This is a genomic window from Anaerobacillus sp. ABD4_527 (genome assembly GCF_056160805.1).
Map to the genome: position 1 here is coordinate 1,028,062 of NZ_JBSWXZ010000001.1, position 21,901 is coordinate 1,049,962.

Sequence of the window (21,901 nt, forward strand, 5' to 3'; positions counted from 1 at the left end):
TATTCATCGATCTTGTTTTCATAAAAACAAGGAATAAGCATATCGCCTATTCCTTGTGTAACGGGATTTTTATTATAGTCCACATTTAAGCTGAGCATTACAATTATCGCATGTGTTACATCCGCCAATTTCTTTAACTTGACCTTGTCTACATACGGGGCACGTGTTCCCTACTTCTGAGCCTATCGTAACGTCAGTTGATCTTAAATCTGTAATGGTATCTACCAAAACAACCTGTTTCTTCTCTTCCATACCATCCTCAAATTGAAGCTGCTCAAATGAATTCTCTTCAGCCTTCAACGTTAAAACTTGTGAGTCACGGCTTCCATCTACGTATACTGTTCCGCCTTTCGCTCCACCATGATAGAGGCGCTCGTACACTTCTTCTACCTGTTTTACTGTATAGCCTTTCGGTGCATTCACCGTTTTAGAGATTGAGCTATCGACCCATCTCTGAATAACGCACTGCGTATCAGCATGTTCTTCAGGAGCAAGTTCCATCGCTGATACAAACCATTCAGGTAATTTTTCTGAATCAGCTTCAGGATTTCGTGAGTAGTATTCTTCAACGATATCTGCTTTAACTTCGATAAACTTACCAAGACGTCCACTTCTGTAGTATGAGAATGAGAAATATGGCTCAAGACCAGTAGAAACACCTACCATCGTTCCTGTGCTTCCCGTTGGTGCAACAGTAAGTAAATGAGAGTTCCTGATTCCATAATCAAGAATGCTATCTCTGATATCATTCGGCATCTGCTGCATGTAGCCTGTGTTCACAAACGCTTCACGAAGTCGATTCGTTTCACTTTCAGTTTTGCCTTCTAGGAACGGAAAACTTCCTTTTTCTTTAGCAAGCTCCACGGATGCGCGATACGCAGTGGTTGCGATCGTCTCAAAGATTTGGTCTGTCAGCTTATTTCCTTCTTCAGATCCATATACAGTCTCACAATAAATGAGAAGATCATGTAATCCCATTACACCGAGACCAACACGTCTTTCCCCTAAAGCCTGTGTTTCGTTTTCTTCTAAGAAATATGGTGTTGCATTAATTACGTTATCCTGCATTCGAACGCCAACTTCAACCGTTTCTCTCAATTTATCAAAATCAACTGATTTTGAATCTTTGTCTGCCATTTCAGCAAGGTTGACTGCAGCTAAATTACATACGCTGTAAGGAGCTAGGGGCTGTTCACCACATGGGTTTGTAGCTACAACTTTTTGTCCATAAGAAGTTGCATTTGTTTTTTCATTCGCATTATCGATAAAGAAAATACCAGGTTCTGCTGAATATGTTGCACAAATATTGATCAAGTCCCAAAGTTCTTTCGCCTTCACTTTTCGATACGTACGTATAGGAAACCCTTGCGCTTCCCAATCTCGTACATCTCCACTTTCATGCCACTTCTGGTTATAGATTTCCATCTGTTCTTTTGTGTAGTTTTCTACGTCAGGGAACTTAAGAGCGTAGTAGTCATCATTTTCAACCGCATCCATAAAGTCTTTTGTCAAACATACTGAAATGTTCGCGCCTGTAAGAAAATCTGGATTATGAACAGAATATGTTCCTCCGGTTTGGATCTTTTCGTGTGCATTCTGAATTACTTTTTCTTCGAAGCCTCCATACCCTTGAATACTTCGGTAGTTTAGGATGCTTTGATACATAGAACGTTCGGTTTCTGTCAGAGGAGTAAACTTCAACTTATCCTCTGCGAGTTTCTTAATCTGCTCATCTTTTGTATTTTCTACTAGATATCGCAAAATTCTTGGGTTTTGCATTTTAGAGATGATGAACTCAATAATGTCAGGATGCCAATCTGCTAACATGATCATTTGCGCGCCGCGTCTTGATCCACCCTGTTCAACAAGATGTGTTAATTTTGCAATATCGTCTAACCAGGAAACAGATCCGGAAGATTTTCCATTCACACCTCTTGCAAGTGCATTTCGAGGACGTAGACTTGAGCCGTTCGTGCCAACTCCTCCGCCTCTACTCATAATTTCCATCACCTGTTTTCGGTGTTCAGAAATCCCTTCACGTGAATCTTGAGGATAAGGCATTACGTAGCAGTTAAAGTAGGTAACCTCTGTTTCGGCACCAGCACCATAAAGAACTCGTCCAGCTGGTACAAAGTTCATCGAAGATAGCTCTTTAAAAAACCGCTCTTCCCAATATTCTTTTTCACCACTCGTTGTTTCTACCTCAGCAAGACCACGTGCATTTCTTCGTGCGATCTGTTCATAATAAACTTCTAGAGGCTTCTCTATAACATCAAGAGACCTTACGATCATACCTGATTCTCGTTCTTCTTCAGAATCTAATACAGCTACATAATCTTCGTGAACCGCAACATGCGCTTTCTTTGTGTCGTGATCGACTTCTTCAATGAAGCCAAGTCCTCGTGCAGGAAACTTCGGGTCTTCCTTAATCGTTAATACGACGAAGTCTCCTTTTTTCAGGGTTCTTTTCTCTGTATCTTTAAAAGCATATCGATCCAACATCACCAGTCGACTTACACCATCGTGACTTAAGTGCATCTCATCCGTAACGGGATGAACTTGGGAAAACATTTCGATATCTTTGTTTAACTGCTCAATGTTGATTGACCGTCTTCTTTCTCCAGTCTTAATGGTCAATTGAACCCCTCCGTTTCAAAATCTTTTTATCTCTTACAACAGCGATGTAAAAACTCTTAATGTATCATCTGGATTAATAGTAGCACATGTCCATTCACGAGACAATCATTTTAAACTACATATAGTACTTTAATTTATTTGCAGAACACTATATATAGTAATTCGCCATGTTTCAACTTAATTTGTCAACTTTCAAATCGAGCGAATTTCATTGAAAACAATCGATTATGAAAGCAGGATAGCTCATAACGCTGCAAAAAGAGAAATTTTGTTAATTGCTTTTTTCTACCAAAGTGTTTTAACTACTTATATGTTTCATTCTTAAGAGTAGAACACTTGTTCTTATAAAGTCAATATGAAAAAGCATCCATTTCGGATGCTTATTTTTTATAGTTCCACTCATCGCTCATATAGCGCTCTTCAGCAAGGTTATTCACATAAGCTTCTTGCTCATCTGAGAGCTCATACGACACGAGTTCAATTCCAAGACCTTCTTCAAATCCATTATAGAATGCCTGGATCGCATGATTTGTTGATACTGGTTCACTTCTTAAAGCATTGATCGCCACTGCTTTTTTTCTAAAGCCGCGTTGCATTCTTTCACGTATCCGCTCATTTTTAAATTTGAAACAATCGAATAATTTGTCCTCATCAATATCTAGTAGGATAGAGCCGTGCTGAAGAATAACACCCTTTTGCCTCGTCTGCGCACTCCCTGCGACCTTCCTCCCTTCAACGACTAGTTCATAATAAGAAGGGGAATCGAAGCAAACGCCGGACCTTGGCGAGCGAAGTTCAGCTTTCTCCTCTTCAGATTGTGGAATGGCAAAGTACGCATCTAGTCCTAACTCAACAAAGCCCAACCTCAGTCCTTCAGAGATCACCCTATAGGCTTCTGTAACAGTTTTTGGCATGTTTGGATAATCTTCATTTACGATTACGCTATATGTAACTTCTTTATCGTGGAGAACAGCCCGTCCACCGGTAGGTCTTCTTACAAAACCCAGATTGTATCTTTCAACTGCTGAAAGGTTAATATCACGATCTACTTGCTGGAAATAGCCAACAGATAGAGTAGCTGGGTCCCATCCATAAAACCGGATAACGGGAGGGATCACCCCTTCACTATGCCATTTTAATAATGCTTCATCAAGTGCCATATTATAGGCAGGAGAACGGTCTCCTGAATTAATAAATGCCCATTGCCTCATACAAATACTCCTTTATCTTTCCATATTTCCACCATACTCGTTTAGTTTAGCAAAGCTATTACTAGATAACCAATAAACTTTCCTCCTAATTTGCTATTTTCTTTTTGCGGAAAAACGAAAAGACGTGTAAACTTAGTATTGTCGATTTTAGTTGAAAGGGTGTACGGAATAATGGAATGGATTATCGCGTTACTAGTTGCCATCATCGTATATGTAGTCATTTCGAGATTTCTACAAAAAAAGAACTTGAAAACGCTAACCGAGGAAGAGTTTAGGGCAGGTTATCGAAAAGCCCAGTTGATCGATATTCGGGAACCAAAAGATTTCGAAAACGGCCATATCCTTGGTGCAAGAAATATTCCAGTTAGTCAGCTTAAGATGAGAATGAAAGAAATCCGTAAAGATCAACCTGTTTATATGTATGATCATAATGGAATCATAACCGCGCGTGCTGCGAGCATGCTTAAGAAAAACGGTATTCGTGATCTTTATCAATTAAAAGGCGGCTTCAAAAAATGGGGCGGCAAAGTTAAGAAGAAAAAGTAAAAAAGCAGCTGCTTGTGTGCAGCTGCTTTTTGTTATGCTTTTTGATAGCGCAAGATAGGTTTTCTTGCTGCAGTTGTTTCATCTAGTCTTTTGATTACTGTTGTATGTGGAGCTTCTTGTACGATTTCTGGATTCTCTTCTGCTTCTTTCGCAATTTGAAGGAGGCGATCACAGAATTCATCTAACGTTTCTTTCGATTCTGTTTCTGTTGGTTCGATCATCATACATTCCTCAACATTGATTGGGAAATAGATTGTTGGAGGATGGTAGCCAAAGTCTAGCAGCCTCTTCGCCATATCCAACGTTCTAACCCCGAGTTTCTTTTGCTTCTTTCCTGAAATGACAAACTCATGCTTACAATGCTGAGTATAAGGGAGCACGAATGCATCCTGTAAGCGTCTCATCATATAATTAGCATTCAATACAGCATTTTCTGACACTTGTTTTAATCCTTCAGGACCCATTGTACGAATATACGTATATGCGCGAACATTGATTCCGAAATTACCGTAGTATGGTTTTACTCGTCCGATCGAATCAGGACGATCATAATCATATCTGTACGCATCTCCTTCTTTTACTAAAACTGGCTTTGGTAGATAAGGTACTAAGTCTGCCTTAACTCCAACAGGGCCTGAACCAGGACCTCCACCTCCGTGAGGGCCAGTGAACGTCTTATGAAGGTTTAAATGAACCACATCGAAGCCCATATCTCCTGGACGAGCAGCTCCCATGATGGCATTCATGTTCGCACCATCATAATATAACTTCCCGCCGGCTGAATGGATAATCTTAGCCATTTCAATGATATCCTCTTCAAACAAACCGAGAGTATTAGGGTTTGTAAGCATCAACGCTGCAGTATCCTCATCGACTACTCGCTTAAGATCTTCAAGGTCAACGATACCTTTTTCATTCGATTTCACTGTAACAGCTTCAAATCCAGCAACTGTTGCTGAAGCTGGGTTGGTTCCATGAGCGGAGTCAGGAACGATAACCTTCGTACGATTGAAATCTCCGTTTGCTTCATGATACGCACGGATCATCATCAGTCCAGTCCATTCACCATGAGCACCTGCAGCTGGTTGTAGTGTTACCTCATCCATTCCAGTAACAGCTACCAAGTTTTGCTGGAGATTGTACATCATCTCAAGAGCACCTTGGACTGTCTCCTCCTCTTGAAGTGGATGAATAAACGCAAACCCTGCGTATCTTGCTACGTCTTCATTAATTTTTGGATTGTACTTCATCGTACATGAACCAAGCGGATAAAAACCAGAATCCACACCGTGATTACGTTTTGATAGCGCAGTGTAATGACGCATCAATTGGAGCTCAGATACTTCAGGGAGCTCCGGTTCATTTTGACGATTAAATTCTTCAGGTAACCACTCGTTTAAATCTAATTCGGGAACATCAAGCTCCGGAAGACTATAAGAGATCCGCCCAGGTTCACTAAGTTCAAATATTAATGATTGGTCTTGGTTCGTGTTCATTGCGCTCCCCCCACTTCTTTTACAAACATATCAATTTCTTCTTTCGTACGGTTTTCCGTAACCGCTATAAGCATATGGTTCTCGTATTCAGGATAATCACGTCCTAAGTCGTATCCGCCAATGATGCCTTTAGTAAGCAGTTTTTTGTTCATTTCCTTTACACTGCCGTTCAGCTTTACAACAAACTCATTGAAGTAAACACCATCAAAAACAGTAGCAACTCCTGCTTTTTCTAACTGTGTTTTTGCATAATGAGCTTTCTTGATATTCTGTTCTGCCATTTTTCGAACACCCTCTTTACCGAGAGCGCTCATTGCTACTGATGAAGCCAGCGCGTTCAAAGCTTGATTGGAACAAATGTTAGAAGTAGCTTTATCTCTACGGATATGCTGTTCACGCGCTTGTAACGTAAGTACAAATCCTCGCTGCCCTTCTTCATCTTTTGTTTCACCTACCAAACGTCCTGGCACTTTTCTCATCAATTTTTTCGTTACTGCGAAATAGCCACAGTGCGGGCCCCCAAATTGTGCAGGAATTCCAAATGGCTGACAGTCACCCACAACGATATCGGCACCTAATTCTCCTGGAGGGGTCAAACGTCCGAGCGCCAATGGATTACTTGATACCACAAACATCGATTTGTACTCATGAACGATCTTCTCAAGTTCTGGTAAAGGCTCCAACTGGCCAAAGAAATTAGGATATTGAACCATCACACATGCCGTTTCATCGTCCATTTCTTCTTTCAACTTTTCAAGGTCCGTTATTCCATTTACCGAATCTACTTCAACTACATGTAGATGCTGCCCTTTTGCATATGTGTCGATAACTGCTCGAGCTTCTGGATGAACAGATTTGGATACGATAATTTTCTTCTTCTTTGTTTGTCCTGCACTCAATAATCCAGCTTCAGCAAGCGCTGTTGGACCATCATACATGGAAGAGTTTGCTACATCCATTCCAGTTAGTTCGCAGATCATCGTTTGAAATTCGAAGATAGCCTGAAGCTCACCCTGTGAAATCTCAGGTTGATATGGCGTGTATGCGGTATAAAATTCAGATCTCCTAATCACGTGATCTACCACGGAAGGAATCGCGTGATCATAGACGCCAGCTCCTAGAAACGAGGCATTTTCAATCGTGTTCATATTTTTTGAAGCGAGCTTAGACATATAGCGTATCAGCTCTGGCTCATAAAGCTGCTTTTCAACTTGTAGATCTCCTTTAAATCGAACAGATTCAGGAATATCTGCAAATAATTCTTCTATTGAATTCACACCGATTGTTTGGAGCATCTCTTTTTTGTCTTGTTCCGTTGTAGGCAGATAGCGATGTTTCATGTATTTCTCCTCCTCGTTGTTTCCCATTTATTTCTGTCTTTTATAAAATGGCGTTGAAACTACCTTTGCTTTTAGTCGCTTCTTTCTTACTTCAACTTCTACTACCGTACCAAGTTCTGTATATTCTTTCTTCAATAATGCTAGTCCAACGTTCTTCTGTAGCGTGGGCGATTGAGTACCTGTTGTTACCTCTCCAATAAGCTCCTCACCAATATACACATTGTAATGAGTACGAGGAATACCTCGATCAATCATTTCTATACCTACTAGCTTGCGCTCAAGACCATTCTCACGCTGTGATACAAGAGCTTCTTTACCAATAAAGTCTTCTTCTTTCTTCGTTTTAACAGCAAATCCGATCCCGGCTTCTAGTGGGGAGATGTCCTTCGTTAATTCCTGACCATAAAGAGCGAGCTTCGCTTCGAAACGAAGCGTATCTCTTGCTCCGAGCCCACAAGGTAAAATCCCTTCTGATTCTCCTTCTTTCAGAATTAGGTCCCAAAGTTTAGGAGCATCTGCAGAAGCACAATAGATTTCGAAACCATCCTCGCCTGTATAACCCGTTCTTGAAACTAAAGACTTTACACCGGATAGATCAACATCATTCCTAAACTTAAAGAATCCAATCTCGCTTAAATCAGCTTCAGTCAAACGTTGTAAAATTTTCTCCGCTTCTGGCCCTTGAATCGCAAGCTGAGCCATTTCTTCAGATTTGTTTTCAAGTGAAACGTTTCCATCGACATGCTTATTTAACCATTCATAATCTTTTTCAATATTCGCTGCGTTCACGACTAATAAGTAATGAGTATCAGAAAACTTGTATACAAGAAGATCATCGACTGTTCCACCATCTTCATAACACATTGCTGTGTATTGAGCACCGTTTACTTTAAGCTTACTCACATCGTTGGTCATCATTTTCTGGAGGTAGCTTAATGCACCTTCACCTCTTACTTCAATTTCGCCCATGTGAGAAACATCGAATAGTCCTGCTTTATTTCTTACAGCATGGTGCTCTTCTTTGATGCTCGAGAATTGAACTGGCAGAGCCCATCCTCCAAAGTCAATCGTCTTCGCTCCCATAGCTTTATACGTATCATATAACGGTGTTTTCAATAACGTTTCCATCATTACCCTCCTTGATTTTTACATCAGTGCTTTCTTTCTACATAAGAGAGACTTCTTAAAACCATCTTATCAAGCACAAAAAAAGACAGAAAAACCCGCTGTTTCCAGCATAGTTTCTCTGTCCTGTTGACCTGAAAGTTTCTTCCCTAGATACGGGAATTACATCTTTGGCGGCTAAAAATAGCTCTCTCCAGAGGTGCGTCTAGCAAGAGTCTTTTTGCCTGAGAGATTCACATAATAGCTTGCTCCTTCGGCGCTGTCCTTCGACAGTCTCTCCTCTTGCTTTCATTCGCCAATTTTCAGTTTTAAGGTATTGGATGATACTGTTTGTTTCATACTAATAATGCTTTCGATTTCAATCCTACCACTACCATTAATGCATTGGCAACAATATTTTTAAGAATAAGAGTATTATCACAAGTAGACAAATCACGAACAATAAGCAACCATTTTCTTTTAAGATTCGTGAATAACAATTATTAAGAGAGGGTTTTCATAATGAGGATGGAACTAGCCTTAAACGAGGAATGGAAATCTGATTTTCTAAAACACATAGAAGATGATGGTCCATGGACAAACTGGGAGCTTTTTAAACTAGCGATAGAAGCAGAAAGACATACGACGATCCCCTCATTTACTGGGTTACAGGCTCCTGCACACCTTCCTCATTTGACGCCTCATCCATATCAACTTGAAGCCGCAAGAAGAGTTGTAGAAGAAATGAACGGCAAAGCGATCCTTGCAGATGAGGTAGGATTAGGAAAGACGATTGAAGCTGGACTCATCATCAAAGAATACATGATAAGAGGACTTGTAAAAAAAGTACTCATCCTCGTACCTGCGTCACTTGTCTCACAATGGGCGATGGAATTGAACCAAAAGTTTTACATACCTGCTGTCGTTCAAAGAAAAAGTTATGTTTGGGATCAATGCGATGTTGTCGTTTCCTCAATCGATACGGCAAAACGAGAACCTCATCGTTCCATCGTGTATGAACAAGACTACGATATGGTAATTATCGATGAAGCTCATCGACTGAAGAATAGCCGTACTAAAAACTATGAATTTGTCCAACACCTGCAAAAGAAATTCTGTCTTCTCCTTACAGCAACACCTGTTCAAAATCGGTTGGAGGAAGTTTTTAACCTCGTATCTTTATTAAAACCAGGACACCTTGGAAGCTATGAACATTTTGAGAAGGATTATAAGGGGAAAGAAAAAAGCATCGAGGACGAAGAACGCTTACGTACGTTGATCCAAAAGGTTATGGTTCGTAACAGAAGACAAGATACTGAGATGGACTGGCCAGAACGCATTGTAAAAACTGTACCGATTCACTTGAGTGAGGAAGAAGAATCCCTGTATAGAGCTGTGGAAAGTTTAAAACAACATCCCGTTGCGACAAGAAGCCAGTTTTCTATTATCACGTTGCTCCGTGAAATATGTTCTAGCCGAGAAGCGGCTTACATGACGCTTAAGAAAATGCTTGAAAAAGAGACGATAGAAGACAACACGGAATCCATCATTTTAGAACTTATGAAGAAGATCGAAACGATTCCTTCAAACTCGAAAGCTGAGAAAGCGCTTGAAATCATTCAATCAATCGATGGGAAAGTAATTATCTTTACAGAGTATCGCGCTACTCAGCTTTATCTGCAGTGGTTTCTTCAACAGCATGGTATTTCATCTGTACCGTTCCGAGGAGGATTCAAACGTAGCAAAAAAGACTGGATGAAAGAGCTTTTTAAAAATCACGCCAAGGTGTTGATCGCGACAGAAGCAGGCGGAGAAGGAATAAACCTGCAGTTCTGCCAGCACATCATTAACTACGACCTTCCTTGGAACCCAATGAGAATCGAACAACGTATCGGACGAATTCACCGGTTGGGACAAGAAGGAGACGTTCATATTTATAATTTTGCTACGAAAAATACCGTCGAAGAACACATCCTTTCACTTCTTTATGAAAAAATACAGTTATTTGAAAGCGTCATAGGACAGTTGGATGAAATCCTGACTCGTTTAGGTATGCGTGATATCGAAAAACATATCTCTGATATCTTACTTCACTCTGAAAGTGAGGGTGAAATCCGTATTAAGATGGACAACATAAAAGAATTGATCAATTATCACAAGGAGGAAAGTGATGCAACAAGAAAATATTCATAACTATTTACGCTCATACTTTCTTGCGAACGATTGTCCGATCATACAAGAAAAACAAGGAGTCCTCTCTGTTCAACTGACGGTCGATTTAGACAAAGAATTGATGAACCGCCCTTTTTATTGGCATTATCTAGAAAAGACAGGCGGAACACCTAATCCAATGTCGTTAACGTTGATCACGAACCAGGATGAGGATGAGATTAAAGGAGAGTTCGTCCACTTCGGAGCACCAAGGCTTCATCAAATCTTTTCATCAACAAAAAAACTAGCATCGTTCATACGGCTTTATGAAAACATTCAATCGACGTCACAGCAGCACTCTCCTCTTCACCCATGGCTATGTTTGAACGTTAAAATTTCTTATCGTTGTGATCGAAAAAAAGACCGTCTTCTGTCACTCGGTCTGCACCTTGTTAGTGGAACAGTAGTAGATGATTTTCATGATACACTTAATGAAAAGAACTTAACTCCCAAAATCCCTGACTACACGTTCACAATCAGTCCGATTATTAAACCAGCAAGCGGGATCGCACGGCTTGAGAAAGTTGTTGAAATGGTAATCGCCAAAGAAGATCATTCATGGTCTGAAGAGGCGAAAAAAAGGTGGGCTGCAGATCAGATTCTACTTGATCAATTTTATGAGGATAACGTTGATGCTGAAAGTTATGCTGTTGAAAAAGAAGCCCTACGAAAACAATATGAGCCAGTCATTATAGCGGAGGTTATTAACGGAGGTATCTTTTATCTTTCTCCATAATAAAAATGCTCGGACAATGGGTCCGAGCATTATTTCTTCCTTCTTATGAACATGCCGATCGCCATCGGAATAACGCCAAACCATCTAAATAGAAAAGGCTGCTTTGCCGCTTTTCGTTTCTCCCTCTGGTTTACTCTTTCTTCTTTTGGCTGATCTATATACGAAACAACTTGCTGCGTCATGAATTTCACTAAATCATTCGAGGACATCTTAGGATCACCCTTTACGTTTTTCTAGCTTTAGGATGTCCATTTCTTACTACATTTAACCGATTATCCGCTTAATTTCTTCAACGACTTCCTCTACTGTTAAGTTAGTTGTATCAATCGTGACATGTGCTTCTTCATAAAAGGACAGCCGCTCAGAAAAAATCTTTTCAATCTGCTCACTTCGATTCTTAACATCGAGCAACGGTCTCGAAGAATCACCTTCAAGTCGTTTTACGATTTCGAGTGGTTCGCAGTGTAAATAGATCACCTTTCCATTTTCTTCCATAAAATTCCGATTTTCTTCTTTTAATATGATGCCACCACCCGTACTAACGATGACATTTTCTACTGGTAATTTTTTAAGGGTAGCTGTCTCATACTCTCTAAAGGCTTCCTCACCTTCATTTTTGAAGATCGAAGAAATCTCTTTCCCTGTTTCCGAAACAATCGTTTCATCTGTATCAACAAGAGGCATCGATAGTTCTTTTGCCAACTGATAAGCTACAGATGTTTTACCAGACCCCATGAACCCTGTTAAGTATATTGCTCTCATCCCAACTCGTCTCCCCACTTCAACACTTTGTTATTTAATCGATCATAGTGGAACGTTACAGATGTTTGTTGACCTGATGCGGTTACGCCAGTCAAAATAATTTGTTGATCACGATCTGAAATCGAGGTGATTTTGGCAATCAACGTACCTTCTTTATAGGCGAAGCTTTTTTCTCCATCAACCGTTCCACTTTTTTGTATATATAAAATTGTATCTTTCATACCAAGAACTAGCAAGGCTCCCTTGTTAAGGTGCAATTCCTTCTGTTCTACAAATGCTCGTTCACTTGCTGTAATAGTACAAAGGTGGAGCATGTAACCGATCAGTAGCGTGCTTACTAACATCATGGTTGCCGTCATGTATCCTCTCTCGCTAAGACACTCCTCCCAGTTGATAATACATTTCCTCCTTTTTAGATCCGTTAGAAAATTCGATGGTAACGACAACCCGCTGACCCTGCACTATAACTTTTAGCATCTTCACTTTTTGTAGTACAACTTCGTGCCCTGCTCCATTCACACGCCGCCTTATTACATTTCCGTACTGTTCGTATAGAATGGTGTCTCCCGTTGCGCTAGTAAAGGTAAGTTGTTTCCCATTCGTTACAATAGCGGTTGCTCCTCTAACTTCTCTTGATAGCAATGAATGAAAAAGCTGTTCTTCCTCGTGCTGATAATCCAAACCAGTTGGACTTACAGATGTTATCATCAAGGATGGAAGTAGCCCGATCAAGACAAGTACTACCATGAGCGTGATCAATATCTCAATCAAAGTAAACCCTTTCTCGCTACGTACCATGAGGTAAACTCCGACAGACTTCACCATGACCATTTTGCGGCTTAACGCACAACCGATTATCCTCCAAATCAACCAGATAAATTTCTGTTTCTTTTTCAATCATTGTAGGAGGCGGTAAATGCAGTAGAACATAGTCAGTCCAGACTCCATCCAAAATCGTTAGACTTTCTACTCGTTGTGATGTAATGATGCGCTTCTCATATAGGAGGGTGTATAGAGGTAAGATACTTATGGAGAGCGTGGTGAGAATCGTCAAACCAACGAGCGCATCCATCAGTGTGTACCCATTATTTTTTTTCAATATAAAAGCGACCCGCTCCAAGCTGAACGACAAGTTTATATTCCTCCTTGCCATCACTGATCATTAGTGTTCCGGCTTTTTGTATATTCCCACTTCCGACATATATGATTTGATGTCCTAACGTGCCTTGATGAATTGTAATATTCTTAGGGAGTTTAACTGATTTCACCACGTTCGCTGCATTATTGATGATGGTATATGTGTGTGAGGATGGAGCGATAGACAAACGATGAGGCTTTCCTGTGCTATACGCTAATTGCTGAGTATACCGTATATCAGATTGGAGCTTTTCGAGGAATTGCCGTGTGGAAGAGGCTGACTGAGTGGGTGTGATTTGCAAAATCACCATTCCAAGCAAAAAAGAAAACAAAGATAAAACGATCAAGATTTCAACTAAGGTATATCCAGAACAAGACAGCTGATCACGATGTTTTCTCAACAGATACGACTCCACTACCATCTATTGTAATCGCTTCTCCACTTGGACATGCTGTTGCTCCTTCATCTAAATAGCCTTCGCTTGTTAACGTACTGATTGAAGCAGGCAAACTGTCGTTGTCAGCTTTATAGGCTGCAACTTGAGCCTTAACCACTTTGACAGTTGCATCGCAGCTTTTTTCACCAACCACTTCGTTATTCTTCGTTAAACTTGGCACAGCAATTAATAAAAGCATCGAAATGATCATGATCACGATCATCATTTCGATCAGTGTAAAACCTTCTTCCTTTTTTATAAGTATTCTCATCGACACATGTTCCTCTCCTATATAGATTGCAAATAATAAAACATCGGTAATAATATCGCCATGAACATCAGCATAACTACTACACCTACTCCAACAAAACTAATAGGCTGCAATAAAAGAAACCCTTTTCTTACAAGCTCTTCGAACCGTTCCCCCATCACCTCCCCATAAAGCATTAACTCGTTACCCAAATTACCGCTCGCTTGTCCATGCATGAAAATCTCTTTTACTTCTTGAACATAAAGGCTTTTACACTCGAACAAACCTTCTAGCTTCTCCCCTTTCAAAAGTGAAATCGAAATACGGTGTGCTTCTTCTTGTAAAAGGATGAAATGAGATTGTTTTCGTAGTAGCTCGAACGCAGCTGAAATTGATAACCCACTATTCAATAACAAACCTAGATGAAGAGCAAGATGATGAGTGATATATATTGGAAGGAAGGTTTTTACGAATGGGAGCTTACAATACATCTCGATCTTTGCAACAGCAGACGACTGTCTTTGTTTCATGACGAAAATAAGATAGCTTACGATGATCGTGCAAACTAATAAAGTTAAAAATAATGGGGTTAGTTGGATAAGATACATGAAGAGACGTGAAACGATAGGAAGAGGAACATCGAGGGACTGGTAGAGAACGTTGAACTTCGGTAATAAGTAGTGGCCGACAATAAACAGCATAACAGCTGTCATCCAGAATAAGATGATGGGATAAGCAAGGGTATTTCTCAGTCGCTTCTGCCATTCACTCCTCTTCTTCATTAGCTCTCCTGAAGCAACTATCCCATTAGCGAAATCACGCTGTTCCGACATACACAGATAGGAGAGGATGTCATCTGGAAATTGAAACTCGGATAGCACGTCGTGGAATGCATTTCCCTCTTTCAGACGAATGATCATCGTTTGGATGTTCTTCTTTATATGATCTTTTTGATAAATCGAATAAACTTCGAGGGTATTCCCCAATGTGTACCCTTCTCTTAGCATCTTACCTGTGCGACAAAGAAAATCAGCTTTCTGCTCAAGCCTCCATTTGGATCGATTCACGGTTCCATAACCCCAATTCTCTTTCAACAGTTTCTTTATCGATAAATCCGAGGGCATACGCTCTAAGAACATAATCCTTAATCGTCGTTTGACCTTGTATTGAAAGAAGCGTTGGATCATAAAGGGCTTTTTGGAGATGTAAACCGGCAAGTATTTCAACAATCGCAAGTTTTCGATGCTTTCTTCTCTTTAAGCATTCAAGAGAGCAAACTTCACAAAAAGGGCATTTTATTGGGACGAGTCTTTGTGTCACTACTCCTCTGAGGGTTTGTGCAATATAGCTAAGGGGGATGCCGAATTCAAGAAGGCGGGGGATGCACTCAAGCGTACTGCCTGTATGGAGGGTAGATACCACTAAGTGCCCTGTCATGCTTGCTCTTATCGCAAGTTGAGCAGTCTTCTCATCTCTAATTTCTCCAACGACCAGTATGTCTGGATCATGTCGTAGTCCTGCTTTAAATCCCTCATAGAAAGACAGTCCTGCTTTTTCATTCACTTCCATTTGAATAAAGTCAGGGTTTCGCTTCTCGATAGGATCCTCGATCGTTAATACACGACGCTGGCGTTTAACACTGAGTGTTTGCAGAAGAGAATAAAGCGTAGTGGTTTTTCCAGATCCTGTTGGGCCTGTAATCATGAAAAGTCCACTATTGTAGCTGACAATTTGAAGGAGACGATTTGCTATAGTAGGAAATAAGAAGAGTTCTTTAAAGGCATGTGTTTCATCTTGTGGGAGAATGCGGAGTACGAGACTTTCGTGATACGGCGTTGGGATTGTAGATAAACGAAGGTGAAAACGGTGGGGATAAAGGACAATGTCCATCGCTCCATTTTGTGGACGCCGTTTCTCTCCAATATCCATTCCACTGAGGAATTTAAAATGTGATAACACCTTTTGACTTACTAAAGATGAGAGCCACATTGCATCATAAAGCTTATTATCCACTCGAAATTGGATCAACGTTCCCTTTTCTTTAGGATGAAAATGAACGTCTGATGCTCCCACCTCCACTGCTTGTTTGATAATTTCTTGGCCTTTTGCTTCGATGTTCAGATAAAATACACCTTCTTCCGATTGTATTTGACGGTAGAAAACGACACTTTTCAAACCGTAAGAAGAAGTATTCGTTACCTAGTTCTTTATCCCTTCTAACTTTTAAGAAAATCTTGTATGACTTTTCGAAACTTTTTCTGCTCTTCAAGGAATGGATAATGATTACTTTCATGAAAAACAACGAACTCTGAATTTTGGATACTGTCAGCCATTTCTTGTGAAAAAGGTAGTGGACACTGCACATCATGCTTCCCACAAAGGATTATCACAGGTGTGGTTATCTTCTTGAGCTTTCTCGTTACATCGAAGTGCATGATTTCTCTAGCAAAAAAATTCATCCTTACTGCCGAAAGCCCCTTATTTATCTCCTTAGAAAATAATTTTTCATACTGATCTCGGTTATAAAGAGAAAGTTTTGTACGATTCATTGAGATCGTTTTACGCTCATCAGGAGACAAAGCAGGATCTTTCAATTGTTCAATATAACGCTGCATGTCATCATATTCTGGATGTTCATGATGATAGATACAGTTTCTAGACGAAGAAGCATATTCACGTGCAGCTGCACTTGTAAGAATTAGTTTAGAAAGCCCTTCTGTAGCATAGATTCCATATACACAGCCTAGCATTCCTCCCGTTGAATGCCCTGCGAATGACCAGCTTTCGTAGCCTAGCTCTTTTCGAATCGATTCTAGATCAAATACTGTGTCGAGCATAAAATACTCATGAGGATCATCCGCCGAACAAGATTTCCCTGCACCTTTTAAGTTAATAAGATAAACAGTGTGACCATCTGTAAATGTATCTGCAAAATAATCACCTGACGCATTAAATTCTGAATAAAGGTGCGTCACACATATCGGAGAGCCACTCCCCTTTACAAACACTTCAAAATATCCTCTATCTGTCACAACATTTCTAGTTTCCCACTCCATTATTATTACCTCCCTCTACCGTATTAGCTTCATCATAGAGGTAAATAACCCTTCTCAATTCACAATTATGTAACAAAACCAATAAAAAAGCGATACGCGGAAAGAATTCCTGCATATCGCTGTGACATAGATTATGTTTCATCGTATTCAAGAAACTGGTTGGACATTACCGTTTTTTTTATTTTAGGTCCAAGTAATTAATATAACTTCCAAAATAAATGTATAAGTTTTTACTATAGGCTCATACTAACATTTGTAAACAGGCATTGGGCTATAGCCAAGCGGTAAGGCAACGGACTTTGACTCCGTCATGCGTTGGTTCGAATCCAGCTAGCCCAGCCAATTTTATGATACGACTGCGAGACTCTTCTTTCGCTGGTTTAAATTCTGTAATTCAGATTTATTGTATCCAACAATAAGTTTTTTTCCATTTGTTACGATTGGTCTTCTTAGTAACTTTGGTTCATTATGCATCAATTCGAGCATCTCAGTCACAGTTAGGTCTTCTATGTTCATATCGAGCTTTTTGAAAGATGTACTTCTTTTTGCTAGGATCTCTTCAATGCCTTCTGTTGACATCGTGATAATTTGCTTCAACTCTTCAATAGTCGGTGTATCCTTAAATAAGTGTCTTTCTTCAAAATCAACGTGATTTTCCTTTAGCCAAGCTTTCGTTTTCCTACATGATGTACAGCTTGGATACGTATAAAATAATAATTTATCTTCCATTTTATTTCTCCCCTTTTCATTTTCTCGCGTTAACTAACTCTACCCAAATTATACAACTATTAAACAAATATTGTACAAGAAAATGATTTGTAATTTTAATAACGATTTGGGATAATAAATTGGAACCCTTTACAAGGGTAGGATGTACTCGACACAAATTTGCCATGAGGCTAGCATTTACTTTTTATCAACAACTCATATATAATACGTTATGTATGGGAATGAACGAGCAAGGGAGGAACTTCTTATGCCTAGAATGTACAAAGTATTGGCTTTCTGGACAGGTATTTTCTCACTGATGGGTTTTGTCGGTGGTATGCCTGTAGTCGGACTGCTTTTCCTTGGTCAGGCCGGCATGTTTTTTGCGTTAAGTCTTTTGAACTTAACTGAACGTACTTATCTTTATATTTTCGGTGTATACTTAACGTTATTTATGGTCGGTTTTTCCTACTGGTCAGTGTTTATGATGACACCAGGCTCTGGCGGTCATTAATTAAAGCAACAAAAAAGACGATGCATGTGCATCGTCTTTTTTGTTGCTCACTTTTGCTGCACGACAACATGAAATTGGTTCATTTGTGACAGCCAGTTTACTGCTCTATTCTTTTTGTGTACAGGGGAAAAGGGATCATTCTCTTGGTTATCTTCAACAAAACCCAGTAAGCCATGATTAACGAGAAAACGCCCCTGTACTTCACACTCAAGACATCTATATTGATGTTCTTCACCGATTCTTCTCAAAGCATCTAACGGTATGTGAGTCGTTAAATCCATTTCACCTATATTTTCTAGAGGATTTTGAACGAGCTGATGTTTAAAATAACCTCTTAAGCTCCCTGAGCTTCTTGCTGGATGGTTCCACTCTTCATCTGTGTAGCCGTAATCGATCGTATAGATTCGCCCCTTCTTCATCCAATTAGAAATTGATATAAACCAACTCGTCATATAAAGAGGTACCTCAATTCTTTGCCCCTCGTTAATTTGGAAGCCATAGTTTTCTATCCAAAATAAGATAGTAGAGTCTGTACAAGGTTTGTATACCTCGGTTAAACTTTCATCATTCTCGGATAGCCCAATTAAAACTTCGTACAACATTTCGTTCTTTTTCTCAACTACTCTGACTGGAAAGGCATCTAGTAACTCATTTGAAAAAACGATGCCTTCGAATGATTTTAGTTCGCTCTTTAACTCTTCGATCGAGCTGTAAACCATAACTTTATCGAGGTTCTTTGTTTTTTCAAGAATGATTTTCCTATGATATGGACTTGTCTCGACTATATAGTACGTAAGACGTTTGTACAGTTCCTCATCAAACGATTGTATTTCATCAAGGCAAGAGAGAAGAAATTCACCTTCTCCTGCTCCAATCTCAACGATTGAGGGATGTAGTATATCTGTTTCTATCGCTGTTGCAAGAGCTCTTCCCATAACACGACTAAATACCTCATGTACCCCAGGTGAAGTGTAGAAATCTCCTGCTTTACCAGTCTTTTTACGGTTAGTTCCATAATACCCTTCTTCGTCATACAAGCTTATTTCCATAAACCGCTCATAAGAAATTGCTTTTTCAGTAGAGTTAGCTATTTCTGACTTGATCTTAGTTAAAATTGACATATCTCATAGTGTAAAACCATTTAAAAACGGATTGTTCATCATTTCGTTCTCGATTGTTGTTGCAGGACCATGACCTGACGCTACTATCGTACTCTCAGGCAACTTTAGAAGACGGCTATGTATACTTTCGATCAACTGCTCATGGTTTCCTAATGGAAGGTCCGTACGACCGATACTTCCCTGGAAAAGTGCGTCTCCTGAGAACACAACGCCAATCTCTTTGAAATAAAAAGATACACTTCCTGGAGAATGTCCCGGTGTTTCATATAGATCAATACTAAACGATCCGACAGTTAACGTTTGTTCTTGCTGAATAAGATTGTCAGCTGGTTTCGCGACGATATCTTCTACCATTGGGAACAATGAAGAACCATTCAAATTGGGATCTTCAAGCCAATTCGCTTCCGCTTTGTGTAAATAGACTGGAATACGATATTGATTGCGGATAAAATCAACTGCTCCGATATGATCGAAATGAGCATGCGTGAGTAACACTGCAATAGGCTTCAGTCCTAGAGATTCAATTTCTCCTGAAATTTTACGTCCTTCTGCTCCTGGATCGATGATGAGAGCTTCTTTGTTGTCGTTCCATACTATTGCAGCATTAGCCTGTACAGGACCAACCGCTACCTGTTTCCAATTCATTCAAATCGCCTCCATTGAAAGTTTATGATACTTATTCTACACTATAAAAAACTCGATTTAAAAGGAGATGTACGAGATGTCTATCGTTTATGGAGTCGAATTAAACCCTCCTTCTGGTGCATTGCCAGGTCTCATTTCTCAGCTTGTAAAAAAAACAGGTGAACTCGTTCATGCAATTGACCGTGATGGAAAACTCGTCATCGTAACATTCGAAGAAGAAGCTGATTCGTTAGCTGAATACTATGATTCGAAACACGCATTTGGTGAAAGATATACGCTTCTCCTGTTGTCCGAAACATGTAAACCGACACCTCAACTAACAGATTATGGCTTTACTTCTCAAAACAACAGGCATTATTTATACGAAAATATGGTGACAGCATTTTCTATTGATCGTGGAGATGAAGCTGAAATGGCGCTTCTACAAATTGAAGAACATCTCATTGCTTCTGACAATAATGTGTTTTATGTAGACGTTATGCAAAAAGAGCTGATGGAAGGCATCGCAAGGGCTTACCAAATCGAGCTAACATTTTTAAAGGAATGACGCCTCGACAAATCATAAGAAAACGGTTAAAATAATAAAGGACTTATGTACATATCCACTAAAGTTAAAATTTGTTCAGATTTAACCATGCCATATCATCCTAGATTAAGGGTATACTGATAATGATTGCATGGATAAGGAGGTATTCCGGATGGGTTTAGCAATTATTTTTGCATTCGTCACGTTATTTTCCGTTTGGGGCTTATTACGTTCCTTTCGTGAAAAAAACTTTATGGGCCTTGCCTTTGCAGGTTTAACTGTTCTAGTTTTTGGCGCATTTACCGTTGCTACAATGGTCGATGTTCTCTTCGGATCTGGAGGCGGCGGAGGCCACTAAAAAAACAGCCATTTGGCTGTTTTTTTTAGTTTCTATGTCTATTTACTGACGCTAGTTTATCTTCCATCTTAACCTTTTTATCTCTTCGATCGTCTATTCGAATATTTGTTGCTACTCTTTCAATTCCTTGTTGAAATGGTGATTCATGAATCGCTTGAATGACCTCTAATAGATCTGATAAATCACCTTCAATCAGTGTGCTCATAGGAGTCAAACGGTACGTAATTCGATCTGTATAAGAATCTAGGATATTTTGGACCTCTGCTACATATTTGCTAACACTTGGCTCTTCTGTTCCAATTGGAATAACTGTTACATCTACAATTGCCATATCAATCTCCTCCTCCAAGAGTTTGTAATTGCATATCATTGTTAAAGAAAAATCTATATGTAACAAGCGATATGATCATTGCACATATTGAAACACACGAAAAGATACTTATCGATACAACGATTTGATACCTAATCGCATCTATCGGTGAAGCTCCACCTAAAATAAGTCCAGTCATCATTCCAGGGAGCTGAACCAACCCGATTGTTTTCAGTGTATCTACGTTCGGAATCATTGATGCTCTGATTGTTTTTCGTATGATCATTTTGGACGCATCTGCTGGCTTAGCTCCTAATGATAATGCTGCGAGGATTTTCCCCCTGCCGTCATTGAATTCACTTTTCATTCTCTCAAATGCAAGCCCTGTAGCAACCATACTGTTTCCAATGATCATACCACTCATCGGAATAACCTGCTCTGATTTGAATGGGATAATATCAAAAACGATCCAAACGGAAAGTACGAAAACCTCAATAATCAATAGAGAAATAAACGATAGCGTAAAGGCAAAAGGAACACCTTTCCCCCGCTTTGCTGCCTGCAACGAGGCGATCACAAGCATGACGGTTACCCATAAGCCAACACCTTGCCAGTCTTCTAATGAGAATAACAAAGTAAGAACATAGCCGATTAAAAATAATTGAACGACTCCTCGGAAAGATGACCATATCGCTGATTTACTTATTCCGAGCGAGAAATAATATGACATAGAGACTGGAATCATTACAAAAATAATCATGGTCAGAAGGGACAAGTTTGATATCTCTGTCATACC

26 protein-coding genes, 1 tRNA gene and 1 riboswitch are annotated in these 21,901 nt (G+C 39.8%); of the genes, 7 read left to right on the forward strand and 20 right to left on the reverse strand.

Annotation, left to right across the window (positions count from 1 at the left end; genetic code table 11):
* Nucleotides 1-72 precede the first annotated feature (72 nt).
* Nucleotides 73-2,571: a vitamin B12-dependent ribonucleotide reductase gene (locus ACXAHI_RS05415; RefSeq protein WP_474848085.1), complete on the reverse strand. Its 2,499-nt coding sequence runs from the start codon at nt 2,569-2,571 to the stop codon at nt 73-75.
* A 446-nt stretch (nt 2,572-3,017) separates the two neighbouring features.
* Complete coding sequence (locus ACXAHI_RS05420; RefSeq protein WP_474846517.1) at nt 3,018-3,848, reverse strand: lipoate--protein ligase family protein; 831 nt, start codon at nt 3,846-3,848, stop codon at nt 3,018-3,020.
* Nucleotides 3,849-4,019: 171 nt separating this feature from the next.
* Here ACXAHI_RS05420 and ACXAHI_RS05425 point away from each other — a divergent pair, with 171 nt between their 5' ends.
* Nucleotides 4,020-4,394, forward strand: a complete 375-nt coding sequence (locus ACXAHI_RS05425) for a rhodanese-like domain-containing protein (protein ID WP_270179247.1) — start codon at nt 4,020-4,022, stop codon at nt 4,392-4,394.
* Between the two features lie 32 nt (nt 4,395-4,426).
* Here ACXAHI_RS05425 and gcvPB read toward each other — a convergent pair whose 3' ends face one another.
* The 3 genes from gcvPB to gcvT are packed head-to-tail and all read right to left on the reverse strand — an operon-like array spanning nt 4,427 to nt 8,358.
* On the reverse strand, nt 4,427-5,890 hold the full coding sequence (gene gcvPB / locus ACXAHI_RS05430; protein ID WP_474846519.1) for an aminomethyl-transferring glycine dehydrogenase subunit GcvPB: 1,464 nt from the start codon (nt 5,888-5,890) through the stop codon (nt 4,427-4,429).
* Complete coding sequence (gene gcvPA / locus ACXAHI_RS05435; RefSeq protein ID WP_474846521.1) at nt 5,887-7,230, reverse strand: aminomethyl-transferring glycine dehydrogenase subunit GcvPA; 1,344 nt, start codon at nt 7,228-7,230, stop codon at nt 5,887-5,889. Before gcvPA ends, gcvPB begins: the two co-directional genes overlap by 4 nt.
* Nucleotides 7,231-7,257: 27 nt before the next feature.
* On the reverse strand, nt 7,258-8,358 hold the full coding sequence (gene gcvT / locus ACXAHI_RS05440) for a glycine cleavage system aminomethyltransferase GcvT (protein WP_474846523.1): 1,101 nt from the start codon (nt 8,356-8,358) through the stop codon (nt 7,258-7,260).
* A 199-nt stretch (nt 8,359-8,557) separates the two neighbouring features.
* Nucleotides 8,558-8,647: riboswitch (glycine riboswitch) on the reverse strand.
* 209 nt (nt 8,648-8,856) lie between these two features.
* Between gcvT and ACXAHI_RS05445 the strand changes: the two genes are divergently transcribed.
* Together ACXAHI_RS05445 and ACXAHI_RS05450 are read left to right on the forward strand one after the other, a co-directional pair.
* Nucleotides 8,857-10,527, forward strand: a complete 1,671-nt coding sequence (locus ACXAHI_RS05445) for a DEAD/DEAH box helicase (RefSeq protein WP_474846525.1) — start codon at nt 8,857-8,859, stop codon at nt 10,525-10,527.
* Entirely contained in the window at nt 10,505-11,281 is a 777-nt protein-coding gene (locus ACXAHI_RS05450) for a YqhG family protein (protein ID WP_474846527.1), read from the forward strand. The genes ACXAHI_RS05445 and ACXAHI_RS05450 overlap by 23 nt, the downstream gene beginning before the upstream one ends.
* A gap of 29 nt (nt 11,282-11,310) precedes the next feature.
* Here ACXAHI_RS05450 and ACXAHI_RS05455 read toward each other — a convergent pair whose 3' ends face one another.
* Genes ACXAHI_RS05455 through ACXAHI_RS05500 form a run of 10 tightly spaced genes read right to left on the reverse strand, consistent with a single transcriptional unit; the run spans nt 11,311 to nt 16,923 of the window.
* A complete protein-coding gene (locus ACXAHI_RS05455) occupies nt 11,311-11,490 on the reverse strand; it encodes a YqzE family protein (protein ID WP_474811168.1) in 180 nt (59 codons plus the stop codon).
* Nucleotides 11,491-11,545: 55 nt separating this feature from the next.
* Complete coding sequence (locus ACXAHI_RS05460; protein ID WP_474846528.1) at nt 11,546-12,043, reverse strand: shikimate kinase; 498 nt, start codon at nt 12,041-12,043, stop codon at nt 11,546-11,548.
* A complete protein-coding gene (gene comGG / locus ACXAHI_RS05465) occupies nt 12,040-12,402 on the reverse strand; it encodes a competence type IV pilus minor pilin ComGG (protein WP_474846530.1) in 363 nt (120 codons plus the stop codon). The genes ACXAHI_RS05460 and comGG overlap by 4 nt, the downstream gene beginning before the upstream one ends.
* A 13-nt stretch (nt 12,403-12,415) precedes the next feature.
* Nucleotides 12,416-12,841 (reverse strand): competence type IV pilus minor pilin ComGF, encoded by a 426-nt coding sequence (gene comGF, locus ACXAHI_RS05470; protein WP_474846532.1) that lies wholly within the window; start codon nt 12,839-12,841, stop codon nt 12,416-12,418.
* The gene (locus tag ACXAHI_RS05475; RefSeq protein WP_474846534.1) at nt 12,831-13,142 is read right to left on the reverse strand and encodes a hypothetical protein; all 312 of its coding nucleotides are present in this window, start codon (nt 13,140-13,142) and stop codon (nt 12,831-12,833) included. Before ACXAHI_RS05475 ends, comGF begins: the two co-directional genes overlap by 11 nt.
* Nucleotides 13,129-13,581 (reverse strand): competence type IV pilus minor pilin ComGD, encoded by a 453-nt coding sequence (gene comGD / locus ACXAHI_RS05480; RefSeq protein WP_474846536.1) that lies wholly within the window; start codon nt 13,579-13,581, stop codon nt 13,129-13,131. Before comGD ends, ACXAHI_RS05475 begins: the two co-directional genes overlap by 14 nt.
* Complete coding sequence (comGC, locus tag ACXAHI_RS05485; RefSeq protein ID WP_474848087.1) at nt 13,565-13,888, reverse strand: competence type IV pilus major pilin ComGC; 324 nt, start codon at nt 13,886-13,888, stop codon at nt 13,565-13,567. The genes comGD and comGC overlap by 17 nt, the downstream gene beginning before the upstream one ends.
* Before the next feature lie 17 nt (nt 13,889-13,905).
* Nucleotides 13,906-15,006, reverse strand: a complete 1,101-nt coding sequence (gene comGB, locus ACXAHI_RS05490) for a competence type IV pilus assembly protein ComGB (protein WP_474846538.1) — start codon at nt 15,004-15,006, stop codon at nt 13,906-13,908.
* On the reverse strand, nt 14,909-16,042 hold the full coding sequence (gene comGA / locus ACXAHI_RS05495) for a competence type IV pilus ATPase ComGA (RefSeq protein WP_474846540.1): 1,134 nt from the start codon (nt 16,040-16,042) through the stop codon (nt 14,909-14,911). The genes comGB and comGA overlap by 98 nt, the downstream gene beginning before the upstream one ends.
* A 41-nt stretch (nt 16,043-16,083) precedes the next feature.
* Complete coding sequence (locus ACXAHI_RS05500; RefSeq protein ID WP_474846542.1) at nt 16,084-16,923, reverse strand: alpha/beta fold hydrolase; 840 nt, start codon at nt 16,921-16,923, stop codon at nt 16,084-16,086.
* 267 nt (nt 16,924-17,190) lie between these two features.
* Here ACXAHI_RS05500 and ACXAHI_RS05505 point away from each other — a divergent pair.
* Nucleotides 17,191-17,265 (forward strand) — tRNA-Gln (locus ACXAHI_RS05505).
* Between the two features lie 3 nt (nt 17,266-17,268).
* Here ACXAHI_RS05505 and ACXAHI_RS05510 read toward each other — a convergent pair.
* Nucleotides 17,269-17,652 (reverse strand): Spx/MgsR family RNA polymerase-binding regulatory protein, encoded by a 384-nt coding sequence (locus tag ACXAHI_RS05510; protein ID WP_474846544.1) that lies wholly within the window; start codon nt 17,650-17,652, stop codon nt 17,269-17,271.
* A gap of 247 nt (nt 17,653-17,899) precedes the next feature.
* Between ACXAHI_RS05510 and ACXAHI_RS05515 the strand changes: the two genes are divergently transcribed.
* Nucleotides 17,900-18,145, forward strand: coding sequence for a DUF2626 family protein (locus tag ACXAHI_RS05515; RefSeq protein WP_270179261.1), 246 nt, complete (start codon nt 17,900-17,902; stop codon nt 18,143-18,145).
* 47 nt (nt 18,146-18,192) lie between these two features.
* Here ACXAHI_RS05515 and ACXAHI_RS05520 read toward each other — a convergent pair whose 3' ends face one another.
* Nucleotides 18,193-19,266: an SAM-dependent methyltransferase gene (locus tag ACXAHI_RS05520; protein WP_474846546.1), complete on the reverse strand. Its 1,074-nt coding sequence runs from the start codon at nt 19,264-19,266 to the stop codon at nt 18,193-18,195.
* A 3-nt stretch (nt 19,267-19,269) separates the two neighbouring features.
* Complete coding sequence (locus tag ACXAHI_RS05525; RefSeq protein ID WP_474846548.1) at nt 19,270-19,911, reverse strand: MBL fold metallo-hydrolase; 642 nt, start codon at nt 19,909-19,911, stop codon at nt 19,270-19,272.
* Nucleotides 19,912-19,987: 76 nt separating this feature from the next.
* Between ACXAHI_RS05525 and ACXAHI_RS05530 the strand changes: the two genes are divergently transcribed.
* Nucleotides 19,988-20,458 carry a hypothetical protein gene (locus ACXAHI_RS05530; RefSeq protein WP_474846550.1) on the forward strand — a complete coding sequence of 157 codons (471 nt, stop codon included), beginning with the start codon at nt 19,988-19,990 and terminating at the stop codon, nt 20,456-20,458.
* A 151-nt stretch (nt 20,459-20,609) separates the two neighbouring features.
* Nucleotides 20,610-20,795: a DUF2759 family protein gene (locus ACXAHI_RS05535; protein WP_474846552.1), complete on the forward strand. Its 186-nt coding sequence runs from the start codon at nt 20,610-20,612 to the stop codon at nt 20,793-20,795.
* A 25-nt stretch (nt 20,796-20,820) separates the two neighbouring features.
* On the opposite strand, the gene ACXAHI_RS05540 is transcribed toward ACXAHI_RS05535, so the two are convergent.
* Nucleotides 20,821-21,126 (reverse strand): MTH1187 family thiamine-binding protein, encoded by a 306-nt coding sequence (locus ACXAHI_RS05540; RefSeq protein ID WP_474846554.1) that lies wholly within the window; start codon nt 21,124-21,126, stop codon nt 20,821-20,823.
* A 1-nt stretch (nt 21,127) separates the two neighbouring features.
* Nucleotides 21,128-21,898 (reverse strand): ABC transporter permease, encoded by a 771-nt coding sequence (locus tag ACXAHI_RS05545; RefSeq protein WP_474846556.1) that lies wholly within the window; start codon nt 21,896-21,898, stop codon nt 21,128-21,130.
* Between the last annotated feature and the right edge of the window lie 3 nt (nt 21,899-21,901).